We start from the raw sequence: 23,067 nt of genomic DNA on the forward strand, positions 1-23,067 counted from the left end.
TCTACTGTCATTGTTGACAGTAGAAATCGGTTGGTTTTTGTGCAGCTTATAGCGCCGGGGTTGCAATAGCGGGGGATGGGGCGGCGTTCTTCAGCTGCTTCAACTGTGCCTTGATGGCGGGCGTGGCGCATTTTGCGTTTGCCTGCTCCGAGGGCAGGTTGCGCACCGAGCTGTAGAACAACTCACACGTCTGCTCCTTGCGCGTGACCTGCCAGGTGTTCATGCACGCTTTAAGCATCACATTCGGGTCACTCGCCGGTTTCTGCCCCATTCCGGCCTGCCAGCAGGCGGCGCTCAAGTCCTGGCCCATCACCTTCAAGCCGGCCTCGTCGGCTTTCTGTTCGTTGCCCTCGTAGGTGTCCGGGCTTGCGGCATACCAGATGTAACTCGGATGGTTGGCGCCCAGCACCGGCACGGTCTGGCCGGCCCCCGGGCTGATCTGCGCCAGGCCCAATACACCCACGGTCTGCCCGTATTGCTGCTTGATCCAGCTGCGCACGGGCGCGCCAAACGCCACCATCGGCAATGCCCCTTTGGCGGGCAGGCTCAGTTCCTGGACCATGCGCATCTGGTAATCAGTGAAGTAGCTGTAGACGGCTTCCAGGTCCTTGCCGGCGTTGGAAGGCGCGGCGATGGGCGCGATGTCGATGATGGTCTGGTAAGCCGGTGTTTCAGTGGCCGGGATGCCATTGTCGACGAGCAGGGCTGCCCAACGGTCAGTGGTGGCCGATTCCAGGTAATCCTGGGCCTGAGTCAGCGAGTAATCCGGCGGGAAGTGCAGCAGCTCGATGCTTTTGCGATTTTCCAGGGCCATGCCCAGCGGCAGGAACAGGTACCAGTTGTAGGCCCACTTGCCGTCACTGTTGAGTTTGCTGGCGCCTTGATAGGCCAGGTCGGCGGTATTGAGCAGGGTGGTCAGGGGTTGGCCATAACTGTCAGGGACGCCACTGAACGTCGCTGCTACCTGCCCGTCATGGGTCTTGACGCTGACTTTAGCGCGGCTGTACCCATCCCGTTGCAGGCTCTGGCTCAGATAATGCTCGGCGGTCTGCTCCAGCGTCCATGGCCGAAAACAGATCACATTGCAGTTATTGGGGTAGGCGAACAGTTGGGTCACACGCTGCGTGCTCCCCAGCGGTACCTCGATGTCGGCCTGTACGACCGCACTCGCCATCAGTGCGGCCAGGGTGAAGGACAGCCTGGTCGGTTTAAACATGGTTGTTTCCTTGTCAGCGAAAGCCCGTCTGCGCGGGATGAAAGCCCACCTCCACACAGTAGCGTCTGACCAGGAAAACCGCGTGCTAAATCACCCGATGTGTCGTTATTGGATACGAAAACCTACAGGCTGAATTGCAAAGCGTTACTCAAGTCGCCCATCGGCTTTTGGCCGCGGGCGATCATCGCGTCATCACGTTGCTTCAGGCCGTCCAAGGTCTCCAGCTGGAACACTCGGGTGATCAACCGCAGGATCGATGCCGTGTCGTACACCGTATGGTCCACCGTGCCTTTGCGCGCGAACGGTGACACCACGAGCGCCGGCACCCGCGTGCCAGGGCCCCAGCGGTCGCCCTTGGGCGGAGCCACGTGGTCCCACCAGCCGCCGTTTTCGTCGACGGTCACCACCACCACCATATTTTTCCACTGCGGGCTGTCTTGCAGGACTTTCAAGGCGCGGACGATGTGGCGGTCGCCCGAGGCCACGTCGGCATAACCCGCATGCATGTTCAGGTTGCCCTGAGGCTTGTAGAAGGTCACGGCGGGCAGCTTGCCGGCTTGGGCGTCGGCGAAGAACCTGTTGGTGCTCGACTCATCACCCAAACCACCGTCGCGCAGGCGTTTGTCACGTTCGGCGCGGTTCTCGGGGCCTTGTTTTTTGAAGTAGTTGAACGGCTGGTGGTGATACTGGAAGTTCGGAATCTTCGGAATCCCGCCCGAATCCTTGAACTGGTCCAACGTCGCTTGCCACGCGCCGGCGTACCACGCCCAGTCGACGTTCTTTTTCGACAGCTTGTCGCCGATGTGTTCGTGGGTTTGCGGCACCAGCACGTTGGGCAGGTCGGGCTTGGCGTAATCCGGATTTTCCGGGTCCCGAATCCAGGTCGGCCAGTAGGGCGGGGCCAGGGTGTTCACGCCGTAGCCATCCGGGGTGAGGGCGCTGGGGCCGAACTGCGGGGGGCCAGTCATGGCGCTGGCCGGGGACTTGTCCAGCGGCTTGAGGCGCGGGTCGGTGGGATCTTCACTTTGCAGCGTGGCGATCTGCGCCTTGGCTACCGATTGAGCCGCATTCGGGTAAAACGGCGCGGTGGCGCTGACCAGGTACTGGTGGTTGAGGAACGAGCCACCGAAAGCCCCCTGGAAAAAGTTATCGCAGAGCACAAACGCCTTGGCCACGTCCCACAGGCGTAGCGAATAACGGGTCTGGGCGTAGTGGCCCATCACCAAGCCGCCGGAGTCCGCCCAGGCGACGAAGTTATCGTTCTTGCCGCCGTTGATCTGCATCTGGTTTTGATAAAACACATGCCACAAGTCGCGGGTCACCAGGCTCAAGGGCAAGTCTTCAGCGTTGGGGCCCTTAAGAGCAAATGGCGCGTTAGGCAGGTTTTCCTGGAATTGCACGTCGCTGGGGTAGGTCACCCCATCTACAGTCTGCGGGCCCACTTGCAATACGCCACCCCAAACCGGGGGCAGCGTGCTCAGTACGCTGCCGTCGCGGTCGCGTTGCTGGGTGTCGGCGGCAGAAAGTGCCGACAGCGGTTTCTCCACCCCGGGGAAATCGGCAAACAAATTGTTGAAGCTGCGATTCTCTGCGTAGATGACCACCACGGTTTTCACCTGATCACGCAGCGCTTTGTCGAGCTCCTGCGGCGTGAGCGGCCGCGTCACAGGTTTGCCTGGCGCTTCGCTGGTGTTGCCGCAGGCACTCAAGGTGGCGCCAACCCCCAACACCGCCGCACCCCCCAGGAAGCGCCGGCGGCTGGTGTCTACCGGCGGCTGGGCTACGGAATCGGCGGAAGGGTGGTCTTCGTGATCGTCACTCATAGCGGGGAATCCCTGGCGAGTTGTTGCAAGATATTTCTCCAGGACGGTAGCAATGCAATATGACGGAACGAAGACAATTATGGAGTCAGAGGCTCACAACAGGCGCAATGCCAACTGGCTGCCGGCTCGCAAGTACTCTACCTGCGCCGTCAGCGCATCCTTGACGATGGCCTCGCCCGTGTCAGTCAGCTTGGCTTTTTTCGAATCGATAACAGTGGTCTGCAACAGCTGCATCGCCACGTCGATCGATTTCTGGAAGGCTGTGACGTTGTTATGCAGGCCAAACTCCTTGATAACGGTCGCCATACGACGGTCGGCATCGTCACGCAAAGCGCGGTACTCCGTGACCGAAACGTTGTCATCCTTATAAATATCAGTGATCAACTCTTCCAGCGATTTGGATAGGGGCGTCATCGGATTTTCCTTGGTGTTTTGTGAGTGGGAATCCGAGTCAGGTTAATCAAAGAGGTTGGCGGGAGGAGTCAGGTATTGCCATCGCGTGGGGTGGGACAACCCCACGCGATTCATCAGAAACAGGCCTCAATCGACAAGCTGACCGCTGTCGTTAAGGCATCACCGGCGGCAAATACTTCAACGTCTTCCCCAACGCCCACAACAGGAACAACACCAGCGGCGTGTGCACCAGCAACTGCACGAACGAAAAGCCGATCAAATCCCGCGCCTTCAACCCCAATACCCCCAGCAGCGGCAGCATGTAGAACGGGTTGATCAGGTTCGGCAACGCTTCAGCGGCGTTATAAATCTGCACCGCCCAGCCCAAGTGGTACTGCAGGTCATTGGCCACTTGCATCACATAGGGCGCTTCGATGATCCACTTGCCACCGCCTGACGGGATAAAGAAGCCCAGCACCGCCGAGTACACGCCCATCAGCAGCGCGTAGGTGTCATGGGAGGCGATGGAGGTGAAGAAGGTCGAGATATGGTGTGCCAGCGTCTGGCCGTCGCCGCCTTTGACCACGGTCATCAGTGCCGCGATCGAGCCGTACAGCGGGAACTGGATCAGTACACCGGTGGTGGTCGGCACCGCACGGGCCACTGCATCGAGGAAGCTGCGCGGGCGCCAGTGCAGCAGGGCGCCAACCATGATGAACAGGAAGTTATAGGTGTTCAGCCCCGAGATGGCGCTGATCGCCGGCTTGGTCGAGAACTCATGGAACAGCCAGCCGGCAGCCAGCAACGCCAACAGGATAGTCAGCAACGGGCTGTGTTCCAGCCATTCGCCCGGTCGGGTCGGTGCTTGTAGCTTCGGCAGATTGAACGCCGGGTCGACGCCGCAGGCCTTGGCATCGCGCGCGCTGTTCGGACCGGGCGCAGTGGCGTAGGCGATGATCAGCGACACCACGATCAGCGCCAGCAACAGCACGCCGGATTGCCACAGGAAGATGGTGTCCGTAAACGGAATCACCCCGGTAATCGACAGAATCGACGGCGGCAGGCTCGCCGGGTTGGCCTGCAACTGCGCGGCCGACGACGACAACCCCAACGCCCACACGGCACCGAGCCCCAAGTAAGCCGCAGCACCGGCCGCGCGATAATCCATGCGCAAATCGGTACGACGCGCCAACGCCCGCACCAGCAACCCACCAAACACCAGGGACAAGCCCCAGTTCAACAATGAGGCGACCATCGAGATCAACGCCACCCAGGCCACGGCCGAGCGACCGTTCTTGGGGATACGCGCCAGGCGGTCGATCAGTTTTACCGCAGGCGGCGAGCTGGCCACCACATAACCACCGATCACTACAAAGGCCATCTGCATCGTAAAGGGGATCAGGCTCCAGAACCCATCACCAAAGGCTTTGGCAGCATCGCTCGGCGCGGCGCCCATGCCCAGGGCCGCCACGGCGACAATGATCACGGCGAGGGCGGCAAACACCCAGGAGTCTGGAAACCAGCGTTCGGCGAAGTTGGAACAGCGCAGGGCAAATCGGGCATAGCGGCTTTCTTCGATAGCATCGGCCACGGGGCATTCCTCTTGTATTTATTAGGGGGGGCGGCAGTTTTCCGGCATGTTCCGCTACGGTCATTGATATGGGAATGCAGTTATCTTCATCGATCCATGAGGAAAACAAATATATCTGTCGCGATTGCCATCATTGGACTCAGCTCATAACCTGCACGCCATTTTGTTTGTCTGCCGAGCCTTCACATGACTGCCACCTTTTCCTCACAGGCGCAGCGTTTTTCCCGCTCCGACTACAAAACCCTGGGCCTGGCCGCCCTGGGCGGTGCCCTGGAAATCTACGATTTCATCATCTTCGTTTTTTTTACGCTGACCTTGAGCCAGCTGTTCTTCCCCCCGGAAATGCCCGAGTGGCTGCGCCTGCTGCAAAGCTTCGGCATCTTCGTCACGGGTTACCTTGCGCGCCCGTTGGGCGGCATCCTGATGGCCCATTTCGCCGATCACCTGGGACGCAAGCGCGTGTTCAGCCTGAGCATCCTGATGATGGCCTTGCCCTGCCTGCTGATCGGGATCATGCCGACCTACGCGCAAATCGGCTATTTCGCACCCTTGATCCTGCTGGCGCTGCGCGTGCTGCAAGGCGCAGCGGTGGGCGGTGAAGTCCCTAGCGCCTGGACCTTCGTTGCCGAACACGCGCCGCCCCATCATCGTGGCTACGCCCTGGGTTTCCTGCAAGCCGGCCTGACCTTCGGCTACCTGCTTGGCGCACTCACTGCCACATTGCTGGCACAAGTCTTCACCCCGGCTGAAATCCTCGATTACGCCTGGCGCTTCCCGTTCCTGCTCGGCGGCGTATTCGGTGTGATCGGCGTATGGCTGCGTCGCTGGCTCAGCGAAACCCCAGTGTTCCTCGAAATGCAGGCTCGCCGCCTAGCCGCCGCCGAGATGCCGCTGCGCACTGTATTGCGCGACCACCGCGCCGTGTTGCTGCCGGCGATGATCCTCACCTGCGTCCTGACGTCAGCCGTGGTCGTCCTCGTGGTCATCACCCCAACCATGATGCAAAAAACCTTCGGCATGAGCCCCAGCCACACCTTCGCCTTGAGTGCCTTGGGCATCGTCTTCCTCAACATTGGCTGCGTATTGGCGGGCTTGCTCGTAGACCGCATCGGCGCCTGGCGTGCCGTGCTGGTCTACAGCCTGTTGCTGCCAGCGGGGATTGCGGTTCTGTACGCGAGCCTGATCAACGGCGGCATCTGGTTAGGTGCGGCCTATGCCGTGGCGGGCTTGAGTTGCGGAGTGGTGGGCGCGGTGCCATCGGTGATGGTCGGGTTGTTCCCGGCGCCGGTGCGGGTGTCGGGGATTTCCTTTACCTACAACATTGCGTATGCGCTGTGGGCGAGTACCACGCCGTTATTGCTGATTGCATTGATGCCGGCCAGCCCGTGGATTTGCGTGGGGTATTGCGTGGTGATGGGCGCGGTGGGGGTGTTGAGTGTGGCGCTGTTTGGCAGGCGCCACACCTTGGCCGCCTAGTTATCAGGTCAGGAAGTGCCAGAACAGCAACGTACCCACCAGGCCGACGACGGACACAATCGTCTGCAACACCGACCACACCCAAATCGTCTGCTTCAACTGCAAGCCAAAATACTCACGCACCATCCAGAACCCTGCGTCGTTGACGTGGCAGAAGAACACCGAGCCCGCACCAATCGCCAGCGCCACCAACGAGCTTTGCGTCGCTGCCAACCCCGCCATCATCGGCGCGAGAATGCCCGCAGTCGTGGTGGTGGCGACAGTCGCCGAGCCAGTGGCTTGGCGCAACGCCACGGCGATCAACCAAGCCAGCAACAGGTACGGCATGTGCGCACCTTCGGCGACCTTGCTGATGGTCTGGCTTACGCCAGCGTCCAGCAGGGTTTGCTTGAGGCCACCGCCGGCGCCGATGGTCAGCAGCAACACGGCGATGGGCGCGAGGGCTTTGCGCAGGGTATTGCCGACTTCCGCACGCGGCATGCCGGCGGCCCAGCCCAGGCAGATCACGGCGGCGATCACGGCCAGGCCGAGGGCGATCAGCGGTTCACCGAGGAACTTCAAGGTCAGGCCGACGGTGCTTTCGGCCGGCAGGGCGACCTTGGCCAAGGTGCTGCCCAGCATCAGGATCACCGGCAACAGAATGATCAGCAACGACACACCAAAGCTCGGCTGCCGCGGCGCCTTGGGCGGTGCGCTGAACAGTGCCCCGATGTCGGCCGGCTCATCCACGTGCAGGCGCTTGGACAGCCAGTTGCCATAGATCGGGCCAGCAAGAATCACTGCCGGCACCGCCAGGCAGAAGCCCAGCAACATGGTCAGGCCCAGGTCGGCGTGCAGCGCGCCCACCGCAATCAGTGGTCCCGGATGCGGTGGCATCAGGGCGTGCAGGGTGGTCATGCCGGCCAAGGCGGGAATGGCGATTTTCAGCAGGGGCTGGTTCGAACGCTTAGCCATCACAAAGATGATCGGCACCATCATCACCAGGCCCACTTCGAAGAACAGTGGTAGGCCGATCACCATGGCCACCAGCGCCATCACCCAAGGCAATGACTTGCCCTTGCCCAGCCCGAGCAGGGTAGTGGCGATGCGGTCGGCCGCACCGGATTCCGCCATCAATGCGCCAAGCATCGAGCCCAGGGCAATGATGATCCCGGCTTCACCCAGGATCGCCCCAGCGCCTTTGCTGAATGCCTTGGCCACTTCTTCCGGCGGCAGGCCAGCGCCGACGCCGGCGATAAAGGTGCCGATCAGGATCGACAGAAATGGCGGCAGTTTGGTCGCGCTGATCAGCACGATGATGCTGGCGATGGCCAGCAGTACGCAGAGCATAAGACGGGTGTCGTGAACCATCCACGCGGCGGTCGATAACTCCAAAACGGGACTCCTTATCGAGCAGGCTGGCTAAATTGTTTCTTTTTGTTTCTGCTTGAAAAGCATACCTGATAGAACTGCCGCGTAGCATTCATGAGCCGCTTTGGTGCGTTGAATTTAACGGGAAGCTGATGCGCGCCTTGCGTCAGAACCAGGACAAGGCTCGCGATGCGGTCACCCTGATGACCGGTGGCCGCCTGCAAGTCGAGCACGGCCTGGCCCTGGCGGCCGAGGCAGGCACGGTGATCGTGGAAACGCCAGGACGGCGCGCAGGAAGTGGTCAGCGCAGTGGAGCCGTTCGCCAACCCACTGTCGAGTTGAGCGTAGGGCTTCAGGTATCGTAGGTGCTTTCTTGCATGAAGAGTCGACCTTCCATGAGCCCTACCCACTGTCGCCCCGTTCCGCTGTCCAAGGCCTACCGTTTGCTCAACCACGGCCCGACCGTGTTGGTGAGCGCCGCACACAACGGCCAGCGCAATATCATGGCCGCCGCTTGGGCGATGCCGCTGGATTTTGAGCCGCCGAAAGTCGCCGTGGTGTTGGACAAGGCAACATGGACCCGCCAACTGCTGGAAGGCGCCGGCACCTTTGTGCTTCAGGTGCCTTGCGCGGCGCAGGCGGATCTCGTGCAGACGGTCGGCAACACCACCGGCTCCGAGACTGACAAGTTTGCTGCTTACGGTGTGCAAACGTTCAAGGGTGAACACACCGAAGCGCCGCTGCTGGAAGGCTGCGTGGCGTGGCTGGAATGCCGCCTGCTGCCCGAGCCTCACAATCAGCAGACTTACGATCTTTTCCTGGGTGAAGTCGTCGCGGCCTATGCCGACGACCGCGTGTTCAGCGACGGCCGGTGGCACTTCGAAGGGCATGATGAACTGCGCACGTTGCACCATGTGGCGGGCGGGCATTTCCTCACCATCGGCCAACCGATTGATGGGCGCCAGCTCTAAGCCTTACCAGCGTGCGTTTGCCAGCGCTTCGGCAAACGCCATCAGCTTCGGTGAATATTGCCGCGACGGCGGATAGACCAGCGAGATCGCCCGACTGCGTCCGGCAACGTCTTCCAAGATACGCACCAGGCGCCCGGCTGCGAGGTCGTCGCGCACGGCAAAATCCATCACCTGGGCGATGCCGAAACCGCCCACGGCACCGTCGACCAAGGCATCACCGATATCAAAGATCAGCCGTCCTTCGACGCTCACGTCCCGCACCTTGCCCTCGATCATGAATTGCCAATCCACCATGCGCCCGCTGCGCAAATTGCGCACGGTGAGGCAGTGGTGGTCCTTGAGATCATCAACGCTTTGCGGAGTGCCAAAGCGCGCTAGGTAGGCGGGGGCGGCGACCGTGACCCAGCGTAATGGCGGCAGGGCGCGGGCGATCAGGCGTTGGTCCTGGATCTCGCCGGTACGCAGCAACGCATCGAAGCCTTCGTCGATGATGTCCACCAGACGGTCAGTCATCACCGCTTCGATACGCAACTCGGGGTAACGCAAGGTCAATTCGCCGATGACCGGCATCACCACTTTGCGCCCGAACAACGACGGCGTACTGATCTTTAACAGGCCCGAAGGGCTGCTGCGCCGGTCGAGCATCAGCTTCTCGGCTTCAGCCAATTCCGCCAGTAACGGCGCGCTGCGCTCGTACAACATCTGCCCGTCGGGGGTGAGGCTGACGCTGCGCGTGTTGCGTTGCAGCAGGCGCACGCCCAGTTCGTTTTCCAGGCGCGAAATGGCGCGGGACAAGCCGGATTGAGTCAGACCCAGGTCGCTGGCCGCGCGCGTGAAACTGCGGGTTTCGGCCACGCGGACCAGCAAGCGAACGGCGTTCAGATCCATGATTAAAGTCATTACTGAAAGAGTGATAGCGCTATTTATCATCTATCCGGCATGAAAGACACTGACGACCTCTCATTCCGGACAGGACGCTGTGATGCCTTCCTCTCGACCCTCAGGCTGGATGCTGACGTTGCTGGCCACGGCGCAACTGATCATCGCGCTGGATGCCACCATTGTGTTTGTCGCGTTGCCGCAGATCGGCACGCACCTGGATTTCTCCGCCCAGCAATTGCAATGGGTGGTGAGCGCCTACAGCGTGGCGTTTGGCGGTTTCCTGCTGCTGGGCGGCAGGGCCACGGACTTGCTCGGCAAGCGCCGCTTGTACCGGGTGGGGCAGTCACTCTACGCATTGGCTTCCCTGGCGGCCGTGCTCGGCGGCAGCGCGGTATTGCTGGTGCTGGCGCGAGCGGTGCAGGGCGTGGGTGGCGCGATGTTGTTCCCGGCCACCTTGGCGCTGATCAATACCCACTACGCCGAAGGGCCAGCACGCAACCGTGCGTTCGCCGTGTGGAGTGCGGCGTCGGCGGCGGGCCTGGCGCTGGGCGCGTTGCTCGGTGGTGTACTGACCCAGGTGTGGGGCTGGGAAGCAGTGTTCTTGGTGAATGTGCCTTTGGCCGGTGGCTGCGCCTGGGCGGCGCGTTACTGGATACCCGCCGATGGTGAGCGTGCGCGGGGGCGCAACTTTGATATCAGCGGCGCGTTGACCGTGACCGTCGGCGGTACTTTGCTGGTGTTCTCGTTGGTACAAGGTCCGGAGTGGGGTTGGGCAGCAACGTCCACCCTCGGTTGCCTGGCGTTGGCGGTGGCCCTGCTCGGGCTGTTCACCTGGATCGAACATCGCGGCCGCGACCCGCTGATGCCGCTGCGTTTGTTGGCCTACCGTGAGCTGCGCATGGCGATGGTGCTGACGGCGGTGTTCATGAGCAGTTTTGGTGTGCAGTACTACTTTCTGGCGTTGTATTACCAGCAAGTCTACGGCTACAGCGTGTTGCAGGCGGGGTTGGCATTTTTGCCGGCGACGTTGGTTTGCACGTTCGGCATCTGGCTGGCGGAGCGCTCGTTGGCCAGGATTGGGTTGCGTAATACGTTGGTCATTGGGCAGCTGGCCGGCGCGGTCGGAATCGCGCTGGTGTGCTGGGCGTTGCCGACCGGTGTGGGGTTCTGGTCGCTGCTGCCAGGGATTTTCATCTTGAGCATCGGCCAGGGCATGACTTGGACCGCGATGTGGGTAGCGGCGGGTCTGGGTATCCGGCCGGGTGAGCAGGGCGTGGCAGCGGGGATGGCGTCCACCAGCCAGCAGATCGGCGGGGCGCTGGGGTTGGCGGTATTGGTGTCGGTAGCGAGTGCGGGAGGGATTGAGCTCGCGTTGTGGTGGAGTGCGGCGATTGCGCTGGCGGGGGCGGTGTTGGCGCTGCGCTTGAGAGAAAGCAGCCCTGGGGCGACCACGTTTTTGGACGCAACATAAATCAAAATGTGGGAGCGGGTTGCATTTCAAATCGGGGTTTCAGCGCCCGAGCATCTTCACCCAACGCGACGGTGGCATGCCGTAGGTGCTGCGAAATTGCCGGGTCATGTGGCTCTGGTCGGTGAACCCCGCGGTCAACGCCGCGTCTACCAGCGACTGGCCCTGGGTCAACAGGCTGCGCACCAGGTCCAGCCGACGCATGGTCAGGTAGCGGTAGGGGCTGGTGCCGAACAACAGGCGAAAATCCCGCGATAGCGCCCAGCGGTCCCGGCCGGCGTGTTCGGCCATTTCATCCAGGGTGATGCTGCGGCCCAAGGCGCTGTGGATAAACTCCCGGGCGCGCTCGGCGGCGAGGTAATCGAAGGTCTTGCGGCTGACGATAACGCCCGAGAGGTTGTTCAGCGCATGGGCCAAATCGAACAGGGCGTCCTGCTCCTGCAACGGGTCGATGGGGTTATCCAGGTTTTGCAGCAGCACTTCGCTGGCGCGGAACAGCCTTGGGTCTGTGGATAAACCACTGGGGATAAAGGGCAACGGCTTGCCGCCGAGAATCTGCTGGATCAGCGATGGCTCGACGTAAATCATCCGGTATTTGAAACCTTCGTCACTGCCGGCGTGACCGTCATGGGTCTCATCGGGGTGAAGCACCATGGTCGTGCCTGGCAGGCTGTGGATCATGGCGCCGCGATAGTGAAAGCTTTGCACGCCAGTCAACGTACGCCCGATGGCGTAGGTGTCGTGGCGATGCGGGTCAAAGGCAAAGCCGGCGAAGTACGCCTCGATACGGTCCAGGCCACTGGCGTGCGGGGCGCGGTGTAGCCAATCGAGGGTGACGGAGGGTTTGCCCATGGTGAGTGGTCACAAAAAAGAGGTGGAAACACGTTAACCCAGTCTGCGGCGGCTTGTCTGTCGGGTCTTGAACGATTGTGCAAGCTGGATGCCATCTGCGCCTATCTGGATTGCCAGCCCGGTGATTTGCTTGTACATATGGCAGAGCCGGCTGCCGACCCGTAGGGGCTTGTCCACACCGCGAAGAAGGATCATTCGATGCTGCTCACCCACCTGCCGTACGCTGCTCCGTTGTTGTCGCTGGCGCTGCTCTGGACTGTCGCGGTGGTGACGCCGGGGCCTAACTTCTTCAACACCGCGCAATTGGCCGCCAGTTGTTCGCGCCGCCATGGTGTGGTGGCGTCCGCCGGTGTGGCGACGGGCACCATCATGTGGGGGTTGGCGGGAGGCCTGGGCATCAAGTCGCTGTTTACCGCCGCGCCGATGCTGTACATGGCGTTCAAGATCATCGGCGGCTGCTATCTGATTTACCTTGGCTTGAAACTCTTCAAGCGCTCGGCACCGAGCATGAGCCAGAACGTGCTGCCGGCTGAGGCGCGTCGTTCGCTGTTCTCTGCATGGCGCCTGGGGTTGCTGGGTAATCTGTCCAACCCGAAGGCCGCACTGTTTGTGGCCACCATCTTCGCCTCGACCATGCCGCCTTCGCCATCGCCGATGCTGTTGACGCTGGCGGTGATCACCATGGCGACCTTGTCGTTCAGTTGGTATTCCTGCGTGGCCTTGGTGTTTTCCAGCGAGCGTATGGCTAACGTGTACAGCCGCTCGCGTAAGTGGCTCGACCGCTTTGCCGGCGGCTGCTACCTGTTGTTTGGCGCGCATCTGGTAGCGAATCGCTGACCGCACGTGGTAAGAAGCCTTACTTTCAACAGTGAGGCAGGGTCATGAGCAAGGTGCGGGTAGGTATTATTTTTGGTGGCCGTTCGGCCGAGCACGAAGTCTCATTGCAATCGGCGCGCAATATCGTCGATGCGCTGGATCGCTCACGTTTCGAGCCGGTGCTGATCGGCATCGACAAGGCCGGCCACTGGCACCTCAACGATACGTCGAACTTCTTGCTCAACCAGGAAAACCCGGCCCTGATTGCCCTGAACCAGTCCAACCGCGAACTGGCTGTAGTGCCCGGCAAGGCCAGCCAGCAACTGGTGGAGACCTCTGGCACCGGCCTGCTGGAACATGTCGATGTGATCTTCCCTATCGTCCACGGCACCCTCGGCGAAGACGGTTGCCTGCAAGGCCTGTTGCGCATGGCTGACCTGCCTTTCGTCGGCTCGGATGTACTCGGTTCGGCGGTGTGCATGGACAAGGACATCAGCAAGCGCCTGCTGCGCGATGCCGGGATTGCCGTTACGCCGTTCATCACCCTGACACGGAGCAATGCGTCGCGTACGTCCTTTGAGACGGCGGTGAGCAAGCTCGGCTTGCCGATGTTCGTCAAGCCCGCCAATCAAGGCTCCTCGGTGGGTGTGAGCAAGGTCGGCGACGAGGCCGAATACCAGGCTGGCGTCGAATTGGCCCTGGGCTTTGATGAAAAAGTGCTGGTTGAATCCGCCGTCCAAGGCCGTGAAATCGAATGCGCCGTGCTGGGCAACGAACATCCTATTGCCAGTGGTTGTGGCGAAATCGTGGTGAGCAACGGTTTCTATTCCTATGACAGCAAATACATCGACGACCAGGCTGCCAAAGTGGTGGTACCGGCCGATATCAGCCACGAAGCCAGCGAGCGCATTCGCGGGCTGGCCATTGAGGCGTTTGAGGTGCTGGGCTGTTCCGGCCTGGCGCGGGTCGACGTGTTCCTCACCGATGCCGGCGAAGTGTTGATCAACGAAATCAATTCACTGCCCGGCTTCACCCGCATCAGCATGTACCCCAAGTTGTGGCAGGCGGCGGGGATGAGTTACAGCGAGCTGGTGAGCCGGTTGATTGAGCTGGCGCTGGAGCGGCATGCGGGGCGTAAGGGGCTGAAGATCAGTCGGTGAGGCCAGCGGTTTGCGGCGAGGGGGCAATCCACGAATAGATCAACGTCTTCGCTTCCTCCGGGTGATGTGTCCTGCGGCGATAGCTCGCAAACGTGGGTGAGGTGCAGTAAGTACATACCTCACTCACCTCGATCTGCTCTGGTCGAACGCCTGCCGCTTGCAGCAACATTCCTCCATACCCACTCAAATCAAACCACGCGCTTCCCGCTTGCCTGGCTTGCGGCGGCGCGATCTGTGGTGGCAACAGCGGTGCAGGCTGCACGGTGCTCCAAGGCGCCTGAGCGCTGTGCCACAAGTGCCCCTGGTCAGCCTGAAGTTGGGCGACAAACGCCTCGCTCACCTCATAACAGCAAGGTTTGATCGCCGGTCCGATCGCGACTCGCAATTGGTCGACGCTAATCCCTTCATCGGCAAAACGTTTCACGGCATTGGCGATAATTCCGCCTTGCAGCCCCTTCCAGCCACCATGCACGGCCGCCACCTTCTCGCCATTTTCCGAGGCAATCAGAAGGGGCAAGCAATCGGCAGTGATCACGGCGATTGGCTGATGCTCACCCGTGTACACGCCATCCGCCTCCACGGTGTTGGTCACCTGCTCGGCTTGCCATTCAATCACCGACGCACTGTGCACCTGCTTGCAGATGAACACCTCTGCCGGGCGCAGCGGATCATTGATCGAACAAAAACCGTGGTCTACGCCCGGGATGGCGTTGAGATTATCTGCCTGCTGCACGGGGGCTTTCTCCGTTGATTGAAGTGTTCAGTCGCCGACCGCCTGGCCTTCGCGCCGTGGGTCGGCGCCGCCGTTAAGTGACACCTTGCCCTGGGCATCCCGCGTGCGAACGATGGCCTGGATGCCGCTGGTCATATCGATCTCGCTCACTGCATGGCCCTTCTCCTTGAGCGCCTGTTTCAATGCGGGGCTGAACATACCGGCTTCCAGCTCGGTCGCACCGTTGCGGCTGCCAAAGTTGGGCAGGCTGATGGCGGTTTGCGGGTCGAGCTTCCAGTCAAGCATCGCGACCAGGGACTTGCTCACGTATTCGATGATCTGCGATCCGCCGGGCGAGCCGACCGTGGTCAGTAACTCGCCGCTTTTGCGGTCGAACACCAGCGTCGGCGCCATGGCCGAACGCGGGCGTTTGCCGGGCTCGACACGGTTCGCAACAGGCTGGCCATTTTCTTCGGGAATAAACGAAAAGTCGGTCATCTGGTTGTTAAGCAAGAAGCCCTGGACCATGACATGCGAGCCAAACGCCGCTTCCACCGTGGTGGTCATCGACACGGCGCCGCCCTGGTCATCCACTGCCACCACTTGCGAGGTAGAGATGCGCAGCGGCGAGCGATCGGGTGCGTAAGCCACCTGAATGCCCGCAGGCAAGCCCGGCTTGGCGATGCCCATGCTGCGCTCGCCGATCAAGGTGGCGCGCCTGGCCAGGTAGTCCGGTGCGACAAGGCCTGCCACCGGCACCGGGACAAAGTCGGCGTCGGCAACGTATAACGCGCGATCAGCAAAGGCCAGGCGACCGGCTTCGGCCAGCAGGTGCACGGCTTCGGGTGTCGGCTCAAGGCCTGCGTGCGATGGGCTTTTCACCGGTTGCATCGCTGCGATGGCCAGCCCTGGGTCGTGGGCTTCCAGCGCCTGCAAGGTGCCGAGGATTTGCGCGATGGCGATCCCACCCGATGACGGCGGCGGCATCCCACACACCTTCCATTGTTTGTAGTCAGTGCACAGTGGCGTGCGTTCCTTGGCGGTGTAGCCCTTCAGGTCTGCCAGGGACAGGCTGCCCGCATTACGATTGCCCTGCACTGTGCGGGCGATCTCATCGGCAATCGGCCCGTGGTACAGCGCATCCGGCCCTTCCTTGGCGATGCGCTTGAACACGTCTGCCAGTGCCGGGTTTTTCAACACGGTGCCGATGGCTTTCGGCGTGCCATCGGCGTTCAGGAAGTACGCCGCCATGTCTGGCGATTGCGCGATGTAGCGATCGGCCGCGATCAAACTGTGCAGGCGCGGAGAAATCGCGAAGCCCTGTTCCGACAGCCTGATCGCCGGTTCGAACAGCTTGGCCCACGGCAGGTGGCCGGTCTTTTTGTGTGCCATTTCGAGTGCACGCAAGACGCCAGGCGTACCGACCGAGCGCCCACCGATCTGCGCCTCGGGAAAGGTCATCGGCTTGCCGTCTGCCTTCAGGAACAACCGCTCGGTTGCCCCGGCCGGTGCGGTTTCACGGCCGTCATACGCCTGCACGTTTTTGCCGTCCCACAGCATGATAAATGCACCCCCGCCGATGCCCGATGATTGCGGCTCCACCAGGGTCAACACCGCTTGCATCGCAATCGCTGCATCAATCGCCGAACCGCCCAGGCGCAACATGTCGCGTCCGGCCTCGGCCGCCAGGGGGTTGGCGGCAGCGGCCATATGACGCTCGGCGTGTTGGGTCGTGAGGCCGGTGCGATAGCCCGAACCCAGCTCCGGTGCCGGCGGCTGTTCGGTGACAGGCGTGTGGCAGGCTGCCAGGGCGAGGGCTGCGGCAACCACTGACAATTGACGGCGGGAAATCGAAAACACGCGCTGAACTCCGTTCATTTTGAGAATGATCTGTTGTCCTTGGGGTACTGCTTTTTTACAGGTAAATCGTGCCTTGCAGGTAGAGCACCGCATGACCGGAAATGATCACGCGGTCCCCCATGAGTTCGCAGCGCAATTGGCCACGGCGCTTGCCGCCTTGTTCTGCGGTGAGTTGCACCTTGCCCAAGCGTTCGGCCCAGAACGGCGCCAATGACGTGTGGGCCGATCCGGTAACCGGGTCTTCATTCACGCCCACATTCGGGCCGAACCAACGGGAGATAAAATCAAACTGCGTGCTTTTGGCCGTTACCGCAATCCCGCGCTTGGGCAGGCCCTTGAGGCCTGCGAAATCTGGCGTCAATGCGGCAACTTGGGCTTCGTCTTCGAGCAGCACGATGTAGTCATCGGTGCTGAACACTTCGGCCTGTTCAATGCCCAGCGCGCTCAACATGCCCGCGGGCGGTTCGCAGCCTTGAGGTTGCTTGGCGGGGAAGTCCATCGCCAGTTCATCGCCCTGACGCGTTACCCGTAGCTCGCCGCTACGGGTAGCAAAGCGCAACACGTCTGGCGCATCCGCCATCTGATGGATCAGCACCCACGCCGCCGCGAGCGTGGCATGGCCACACAGGTCCACTTCGACTTGCGGGGTAAACCAGCGCAACTCATAGAACCCCTCACGAGGGACGAAGTAGGCGGTTTCGGAGAGATTGTTTTCCGCTGCAATGTTCTGCAGTTGCTCATCGCTCAGCCACTCGGCCAGCGGGCAGACCGCCGCCGGGTTGCCGCCGAAGACGGTTTGGCTGAAAGCGTCGACTTGATAGATATCCAGTTTCATCGAGCGCACTCCGTTGAGGGGGGAGCCGGACACTAACAGTGGGTCAGGCGAGCGTCAAAATACAGATGGAAGGTTTTTTCGGGCGCATGAAGTCGCCGTTGTGATTAGGCATAAGTGGAACCAAAAACAGCGAGTGCCCACTAGACAGCTGTGATTCATTATGTTTAGGAGCATTACCATGCACACAGGATTAGATCCGCTTCTCAAATTACAGCGTGCCCTTGCCAATTGCGTGACGCAATGGCACGAGGAAACCCCTCCGCGTAAAAGCCCGCCGTTGTTACCGCCAGTGTCGTTGCTCCACTATCAAACACTTCAACCGACCTCAATGCAGTTCGATGCCCGACTTATCAACGGGAAGGTGCAGGCTGATACGACGCTTGCGGGGCGTGAAATCGCCCAACACCTCAACCAGCCGAATAAACACTATGTGGCCGATGGTCCTTCTGCAGCGGGTACCCATACGTTGCGGATGAAGGATGAACGTCGGTACCTGTTTCATATTCAGTCCACACCCGCTGTCGCAGCGGTGTTCAAAAGCAGCTTTCCCGATGCTGCCGACGGCGCAGGTGACGGCCCGGGGCGCGCGCATTTGGGTAGCGTCAGCGCCATTCAAACCACTGCAGAGGGCCAGCAGTTTCGCCTGGATGGCGCACGACTGTTTCGGTTCGAGCCCCTCACGCTTTCCTGGAAGCCAGACGCGGATGCTCGCGCATTCAGCCGCATTGGCCTGAGCAAAGAAGGTGAGTTGCTGAAGACGCCCGAAGCGTTTGCAGACAGCAGCGCCCAAGGGCGCACTACGGTGCTGCTAAGTCAGGACCGGGATATTTCTGTTGTGCATCTCCAAGGGGTTGGCGCACAGACTGTGCGCCCGGTCGATGAGTCAGGTTTGCCGGTGCAACTCATGCGTATCGGGGTGTCGGGAAACGCCTTGTTTGGTGCGACCACCGACGGTGAGTTAGTCCGTGCCGACCTGCGCATGGCACGAGATGACAAGCTGCCCATGGTCAGGCAAACGGTCGACGCGCTGGAGCGGACGCTGAAGGGCGCCGTCAATGTGGAAGGCTTCTTTCATGATGACGCCGGGCAACTCAATGCCCAGGTGCGCGACGCACGCCTTCAATTGCACAGCGTGCCCTTGAGTGACGGACATGCACTAAGCCCGCAATGGAACCTCAGCGATGTGCTGGTCAAACACATCGAGAAAGGGCTGCCCCTGCCCAGTCTGCAGGCGCTGGCGTCGGCGGTGGATCTCGGACAACGGGGCAAGATTGCACTCGATGCAGGCAACCTGTTGACCTGGGATGCGACGGCACAACGTTGGGAGAACGCTGCGCAACCTGGTATCGAACATCTGGCGTGCGGGCTGGATGGTCGCGCCTATGTGCTGCAAGAGGGGCAATTGAAGGCGGTAGCCATCAGTCAAGTGCGCGACCCGTTGATTGAGGGCGCCAGTCACGATCTGGCCGCACTTCCCGCGCCGCGCCCGCAGGTGTCCCTTGACGAGGTGCTCGCCGGAGATAGTCAAAAGCCCGTGACCGGATTCGCTGTAGCGGACGGCCGAAATTTTGTGACCGTCAATCAGGATAACCAGCTGCTGGTCCATCAGGACGGCGTCGCCAGGGCGTTGGAACTGAGCCCCACGATTGACATAAAGACACTCGCCCTGGATCACGTGGGAAATCTGTATGCACATACCCAGGAAGGCGATTTGTTCAGGTTGGATCGCCAGGCCTGGCAGGGCAAAACCGAGCAGGCGCAAAGCTGGAGCAAGGTTGAACTACCGGATCGCCAGCCCTTGGAATCCCTGCGGATGGGCGCCGATAAGCACCTGGTTGGCGGGTGGGACAAGCAGTTCCACCGGCTGGAGAACGCCACCGCCAGTACGATGAAGTGGGGCCCGGTGCAATTGACGAGCCAGGCACCGTCACTGGCTGATACGTTGGTGGATACTTCGATGCGTGCACAGTTCAATGGGGGCGCGCTGACCGTCAGCAGCAATGTGATGGGGCAATCCCGTGAGGGGGTGCCGCTCAAGCGCAATTTTATCAAAGGGATCAAGGCGCACTTCCACCCGCTGGAAGGCCTTAGCCAGATGGGTAAGTATATTCAGCACCATTTCAAAGGCCGCAAGGGGCTGGAAGGGATCTATGCTGACGATAAACGCCTGCATGAACAGCTCAAGCCTCTGGCGCAGAGTCGGCCGGTTCCTGCTGACCTGGGCGTGCGGCTCGCCGCCCTGAGCAAGCCGGGGCCGCGTCAGGCGTTGGCCGAGCAGATCCGCCAAGCGCTGACCGACGTCGAACACAGTAGCCAGTCAAGCGCGCGCCGCCTGGCAGACGTGCATGGCATGGCATTTGACGCTCGGCCCACGTTGAGCAGGGCGGCGATCGACCCCGGTTCGACGCTGCATCAACTGTATGACGTGTTTAAAAGAGTCTCCCCCTCGGCGCAAAAATCGACCGCTGCGCTATTGGCCAACCTTGAAGGCCAAGGCTTGGCGCTTCCTGCTTGGACGCCCGAGCGCCAGCGCAACCGTGACCACCCCTCGGCACTCATCGAGGGCGACCTGATTCATCATGCAAGCACGCTCAAGCAACTGGCGGATCTGGCACGTGCGCTCGACGATACGTCAGGCGTTAGCCCAAGCGGCCTGGAGCGCATAGGAACCGCTCTGCGCGAGACGATGCAGGCGTATAAAACCAGCCCTGTCCACACACTGGCCAGCCAAGGTATTGCCAGCTATGAGCAGGCGGAGTCGTTGTATGGCAACTTCAAACTGTTGGCCAAGGACCTTGGAACACCTGGTTCTGCGCTGCACTGGCATCTTTCGAGCCTGCTGGGATTGCCCACCGGTGCTTCCATCAAGGAGGCAATGACGCAGCAGGTACAGCGACTGGGCAGTGGCCAGACCCTCGCGCCGAGCCGGACCCAAGGTAAAAGCGTGGGGTTGATGGTGACGGAGGTAAAACCCATAGCCCCCCTGGAGTTCTTCTTGGGCGCCTCCAAGTCGCATACCCACGGTGTGAGTATCAGCCGCACCGACAAAGGCGCGCGGGTTGAGATCAGTACGGACGATATGCGGCGGCTGGCCGGTTCGGTGGCCTCTGGCTTGACGCTGGGGCGAGGACCGGAGGCGGTGGGGCCGGCCTTGAGGGTCGCTGCGGAACTGACAGCAGCGGTGGCGAAAAACACAGGGTCGAGCATCGGCTTTGACGTGAAAGAAGCAGACTTTGGCAAGATGATGTCGATCCTTACCGGCGAGAACGGTACCGTCTATGACTTGCTGGCGTTGGGTGAGGAGCACGCGACAGGCAAGAGCTCCAAGATCAGTGGTGACGTCAATCTGGACGTACTCACCCAATTGCGCTTGATGTACAGCCCGCGGGAAAACATCGCCGAGTTGGACTCAGTGATACGCGCTGGCGTCGGTGTGGTGGGCAACCTCAATCTCGCGCATGCAGATAAGAGCCAGTCGACCACGTACACCGCAACAGGTACCAGCCAAGGTACGACAACCAGTGCTCAATTATTCAGGCAGGGCGGGGTTGGCGCCAACATCGCGCCGCTCAACGCGTTGGCGTTAGGCCGGGCCGACAGTGACGGGCCCAGCGCGGCGGCGGCCTTGTTGCCGGAACTGTCGGTCATGGTGAAGTTTGATCGCGGCGAATCGCAGGCTTTCAGTTTTTCGTTCAAGCATCCGCAACCGGTTACGCAGTCTCAGATGGATGAACTCACCCGCAGCGTGTCGCTTTACTCGCCGACTTTCAGGCGGGAGCTGGCAGCGATCGGGCTGTCGGGGAGCACCATCGATCAACAGTTGGCCACCGTGCAACGGTTTCTCACGACTCATCCGCCCATGGCAACGAAGCCGGACGCTTATCACGCCATCAGCCAGTCACTGGATAAGTTGATCACCCAGCAGGACCTGGTGAAGAACGGGCTGCGCCAACTGGCGTCGGTCGAGTCTTCCGTCACGCGTGTGGGGTTACGGGATGACGGGCGCCATGCTTGGCTGGATGATGTGGCGCCGGCCAACAAGGCGGCCATTGAACAGTGGTTGAAGGATGACCCCCAGTTTGCCCAGGTACTTGATCAGTGGCGCCAGGGTGAGGGCGCTTCAGTGAAGCTCGGCATGGAGCTCAAGCCGCAGGTATTGCGCGCAATAGAGCGTAGCCACCTCGCCGGTGAAAGTACCGAACCGCTGATCCGGCGTGCCCTGAGTGACCGTACCAACCTGCGTGTCAAAAACATGAGCCTGAGCTACACCACGACGCAATCCCATGGCATGTCGATACCCACTATGAATCTCAGTTTTTCCAGCAGCGCTGGGCTGAGTCTCACGCAGAAACGCGTCAATGCTGATCTTGAATACGGAATGGATCCCGATAAACCGTTGCGCATGAACCTGAACGATACGCTGGGCAGTCTGCCCAGGCATGATCTGACTATTGACCTGGCAGATCAGCGGGTGAGGACGCAAAACCGGCCGATCATCTGAATCACTTCGACGTGTGAGCGCGGCGCCGAGGTGCTGCGTCAGGCGGTCCATGCAGTTTTCGCGAGGCATAAAAAAACGGCCTACCTTTCGGTAAGCCGTTTTTAGTACTTGGTGGCTACACAGGGACTTGAACCCCGGACCCCAGCATTATGAATGCTATGCTCTAACCAACTGAGCTATGTAGCCAAGTGGCGCGCATTATTCGCGTAGAACAGAAATGCGTCAAGCATTTATTTTGAATTTTTATCTACGCTTTCAACTGTTTAAGCGAAATCACCGGATCTAGCGACGAGTGGTTCGTGATTCACCCTGTCGAGTACCCGAAAAGCCTGATCGCGTTGGGCAGATATCCCTGCCGCCCAACGCGTGGTCTGGCTTTAAGGAAACTGCGAGTTGTGTGTGGCGCGTTTAAGCTGCTCGCGCGCCCTTGAAAGGCGCGAGCGAACAGTGCCGATAGGAATGTCCAGTGCGTCAGCTGTGTCCTGGTAGCTACCGTCGGTTTCCAGTGAGGCGTATAGCGTCTTGCGCATTTCCATCGGCAGGTGGTCGATGGCGCTCAGGGTTTTTTCCAGGCGCCGGTTCACCTCAAATTCCCAGTCCAGGTTGTGGTTGTCTTCCTGGCCATGCCACAGCGACTCATCAAATTCGCAATGCACAGGCTTGGCGTACAGGCGCCTGAAGTGATTGCGGATAAGGTTTTGCGCGATACCACACATCCAAGTGCTGAGTGTGGCATTGCCGCTGAAACGCTCTCGGTTGCGCCAGGCTTCCAGGTACGTCAATTGCAGAAGATCGTCTGCATCTTCCGGGTTGAGGACGCGCTTGTGAATAAAGCGCCGCAGTTTTTTTTGCTGATCGTCTGTCAGGTGAAGCATGAATTGAGGCGAGCTGCCAACGAGGTGCGCTAAAGCTTCAATAGGGATATTCATGATTGTTTCCTTGGGATAGACGCAGTCGAAAGTGTGTCGACGGGAACCCCTTTTGCACTGGCTGTGCCAAGAAAAAATCTTTTCTAACCCATTAATTTATATAGATAAATATTTTGAAATGAGGCGTTTTTGTGCAGTGCGTTGCGCAGAGCTCTGAAGATCTGTGCAAGTCTTTTCAAATTTGTCGCGGGATCCGGCTGGATGGAACCGTTTGAGCAGGTCTTGCCACACA

General features: G+C 60.6%; 18 protein-coding genes, 1 tRNA gene and 1 pseudogene. 8 read left to right on the plus strand and 12 right to left on the minus strand.

From position 1 onward, the window contains the following. Positions 1–46: 46 nt before the first annotated feature. From JBO08_RS00060 to JBO08_RS00075, 4 genes are all read right to left on the minus strand, one after another. The gene (locus tag JBO08_RS00060) at positions 47–1,216 is read right to left on the minus strand and encodes a hypothetical protein (protein ID WP_065875230.1); all 1,170 of its coding nucleotides are present in this window, start codon (positions 1,214–1,216) and stop codon (positions 47–49) included. 122 nt (positions 1,217–1,338) lie between these two features. Beyond that, positions 1,339–3,039, minus strand: a complete 1,701-nt coding sequence (acpA, locus tag JBO08_RS00065) for an acid phosphatase (protein ID WP_065875229.1) — start codon at positions 3,037–3,039, stop codon at positions 1,339–1,341. A gap of 93 nt (positions 3,040–3,132) precedes the next feature. Next, positions 3,133–3,453, minus strand: coding sequence for a hypothetical protein (locus JBO08_RS00070; RefSeq protein ID WP_065875228.1), 321 nt, complete (start codon positions 3,451–3,453; stop codon positions 3,133–3,135). A 151-nt stretch (positions 3,454–3,604) separates the two neighbouring features. Then, positions 3,605–5,023 (minus strand): short-chain fatty acid transporter, encoded by a 1,419-nt coding sequence (locus JBO08_RS00075; protein WP_220074625.1) that lies wholly within the window; start codon positions 5,021–5,023, stop codon positions 3,605–3,607. A 186-nt stretch (positions 5,024–5,209) separates the two neighbouring features. On the opposite strand from JBO08_RS00075, the gene JBO08_RS00080 reads away from it, so the two are divergent. Further along, a complete protein-coding gene (locus JBO08_RS00080; protein WP_220074624.1) occupies positions 5,210–6,499 on the plus strand; it encodes an MFS transporter in 1,290 nt (429 codons plus the stop codon). 3 nt (positions 6,500–6,502) lie between these two features. Here JBO08_RS00080 and JBO08_RS00085 read toward each other — a convergent pair whose 3' ends face one another. Further along, positions 6,503–7,873, minus strand: a complete 1,371-nt coding sequence (locus JBO08_RS00085) for a gluconate:H+ symporter (protein WP_065875225.1) — start codon at positions 7,871–7,873, stop codon at positions 6,503–6,505. A gap of 137 nt (positions 7,874–8,010) precedes the next feature. Between JBO08_RS00085 and JBO08_RS00090 the strand changes: the two are divergent. Together JBO08_RS00090 and JBO08_RS00095 are read left to right on the plus strand one after the other, a co-directional pair. Further along, positions 8,011–8,191: pseudogene (locus JBO08_RS00090) on the plus strand (chemotaxis protein); the annotation flags it as partial. A 53-nt stretch (positions 8,192–8,244) separates the two neighbouring features. Then, positions 8,245–8,820: a flavin reductase family protein gene (locus JBO08_RS00095; RefSeq protein WP_220074623.1), complete on the plus strand. Its 576-nt coding sequence runs from the start codon at positions 8,245–8,247 to the stop codon at positions 8,818–8,820. A gap of 3 nt (positions 8,821–8,823) precedes the next feature. Here JBO08_RS00095 and JBO08_RS00100 read toward each other — a convergent pair whose 3' ends face one another. Further along, positions 8,824–9,708 (minus strand): LysR family transcriptional regulator, encoded by an 885-nt coding sequence (locus tag JBO08_RS00100; RefSeq protein WP_065875222.1) that lies wholly within the window; start codon positions 9,706–9,708, stop codon positions 8,824–8,826. Between the two features lie 121 nt (positions 9,709–9,829). Between JBO08_RS00100 and JBO08_RS00105 the strand changes: the two genes are divergently transcribed. Beyond that, the gene (locus JBO08_RS00105) at positions 9,830–11,173 is read left to right on the plus strand and encodes an MFS transporter (RefSeq protein WP_220074630.1); all 1,344 of its coding nucleotides are present in this window, start codon (positions 9,830–9,832) and stop codon (positions 11,171–11,173) included. A gap of 39 nt (positions 11,174–11,212) precedes the next feature. On the opposite strand, the gene JBO08_RS00110 is transcribed toward JBO08_RS00105, so the two are convergent. Then, positions 11,213–12,022, minus strand: coding sequence for an AraC family transcriptional regulator (locus tag JBO08_RS00110; protein ID WP_220074622.1), 810 nt, complete (start codon positions 12,020–12,022; stop codon positions 11,213–11,215). Positions 12,023–12,097: 75 nt separating this feature from the next. On the opposite strand from JBO08_RS00110, the gene JBO08_RS28060 reads away from it, so the two are divergent. The 3 genes from JBO08_RS28060 to ddlA are packed head-to-tail and all read left to right on the plus strand — an operon-like array spanning position 12,098 to position 13,998. Further along, positions 12,098–12,187 (plus strand): helix-turn-helix transcriptional regulator, encoded by a 90-nt coding sequence (locus JBO08_RS28060; RefSeq protein WP_225930676.1) that lies wholly within the window; start codon positions 12,098–12,100, stop codon positions 12,185–12,187. Positions 12,188–12,220: 33 nt separating this feature from the next. Further along, positions 12,221–12,859: a LysE family transporter gene (locus JBO08_RS00120; protein ID WP_065875219.1), complete on the plus strand. Its 639-nt coding sequence runs from the start codon at positions 12,221–12,223 to the stop codon at positions 12,857–12,859. A gap of 44 nt (positions 12,860–12,903) precedes the next feature. Continuing rightward, positions 12,904–13,998, plus strand: coding sequence for a D-alanine--D-alanine ligase (gene ddlA / locus JBO08_RS00125; protein ID WP_220074621.1), 1,095 nt, complete (start codon positions 12,904–12,906; stop codon positions 13,996–13,998). Here ddlA and pgeF read toward each other — a convergent pair. From pgeF to JBO08_RS00140, 3 genes are read right to left on the minus strand one after another with little or no spacing between them, the layout of a single operon-like run. Beyond that, positions 13,988–14,731: a peptidoglycan editing factor PgeF gene (gene pgeF / locus JBO08_RS00130; RefSeq protein WP_220074620.1), complete on the minus strand. Its 744-nt coding sequence runs from the start codon at positions 14,729–14,731 to the stop codon at positions 13,988–13,990. The two genes, ddlA and pgeF, sit on opposite strands and share 11 nt — an antisense overlap. A gap of 27 nt (positions 14,732–14,758) precedes the next feature. Further along, on the minus strand, positions 14,759–16,588 hold the full coding sequence (gene ggt / locus JBO08_RS00135) for a gamma-glutamyltransferase (protein WP_220074619.1): 1,830 nt from the start codon (positions 16,586–16,588) through the stop codon (positions 14,759–14,761). Positions 16,589–16,625: 37 nt separating this feature from the next. After that, positions 16,626–17,405, minus strand: a complete 780-nt coding sequence (locus tag JBO08_RS00140; protein WP_220074618.1) for a PhzF family phenazine biosynthesis protein — start codon at positions 17,403–17,405, stop codon at positions 16,626–16,628. A 178-nt stretch (positions 17,406–17,583) separates the two neighbouring features. On the opposite strand from JBO08_RS00140, the gene JBO08_RS00145 reads away from it, so the two are divergent. Next, entirely contained in the window at positions 17,584–21,906 is a 4,323-nt protein-coding gene (locus JBO08_RS00145; protein ID WP_220074617.1) for an AvrE-family type 3 secretion system effector, read from the plus strand. 109 nt (positions 21,907–22,015) lie between these two features. Here the strand turns inward: JBO08_RS00145 and JBO08_RS00150 are convergent. Both JBO08_RS00150 and JBO08_RS00155 read right to left on the minus strand, forming a co-directional pair. Continuing rightward, positions 22,016–22,092: transfer RNA gene (locus JBO08_RS00150), tRNA-Met, on the minus strand. Positions 22,093–22,283: 191 nt separating this feature from the next. After that, entirely contained in the window at positions 22,284–22,835 is a 552-nt protein-coding gene (locus tag JBO08_RS00155; RefSeq protein WP_065875213.1) for an RNA polymerase sigma factor, read from the minus strand. Between the last annotated feature and the right edge of the window lie 232 nt (positions 22,836–23,067).

Source organism: Pseudomonas sp. LAP_36 (assembly GCF_019456785.1).
Taxonomy (GTDB): domain Bacteria; phylum Pseudomonadota; class Gammaproteobacteria; order Pseudomonadales; family Pseudomonadaceae; genus Aquipseudomonas; species Aquipseudomonas tritici.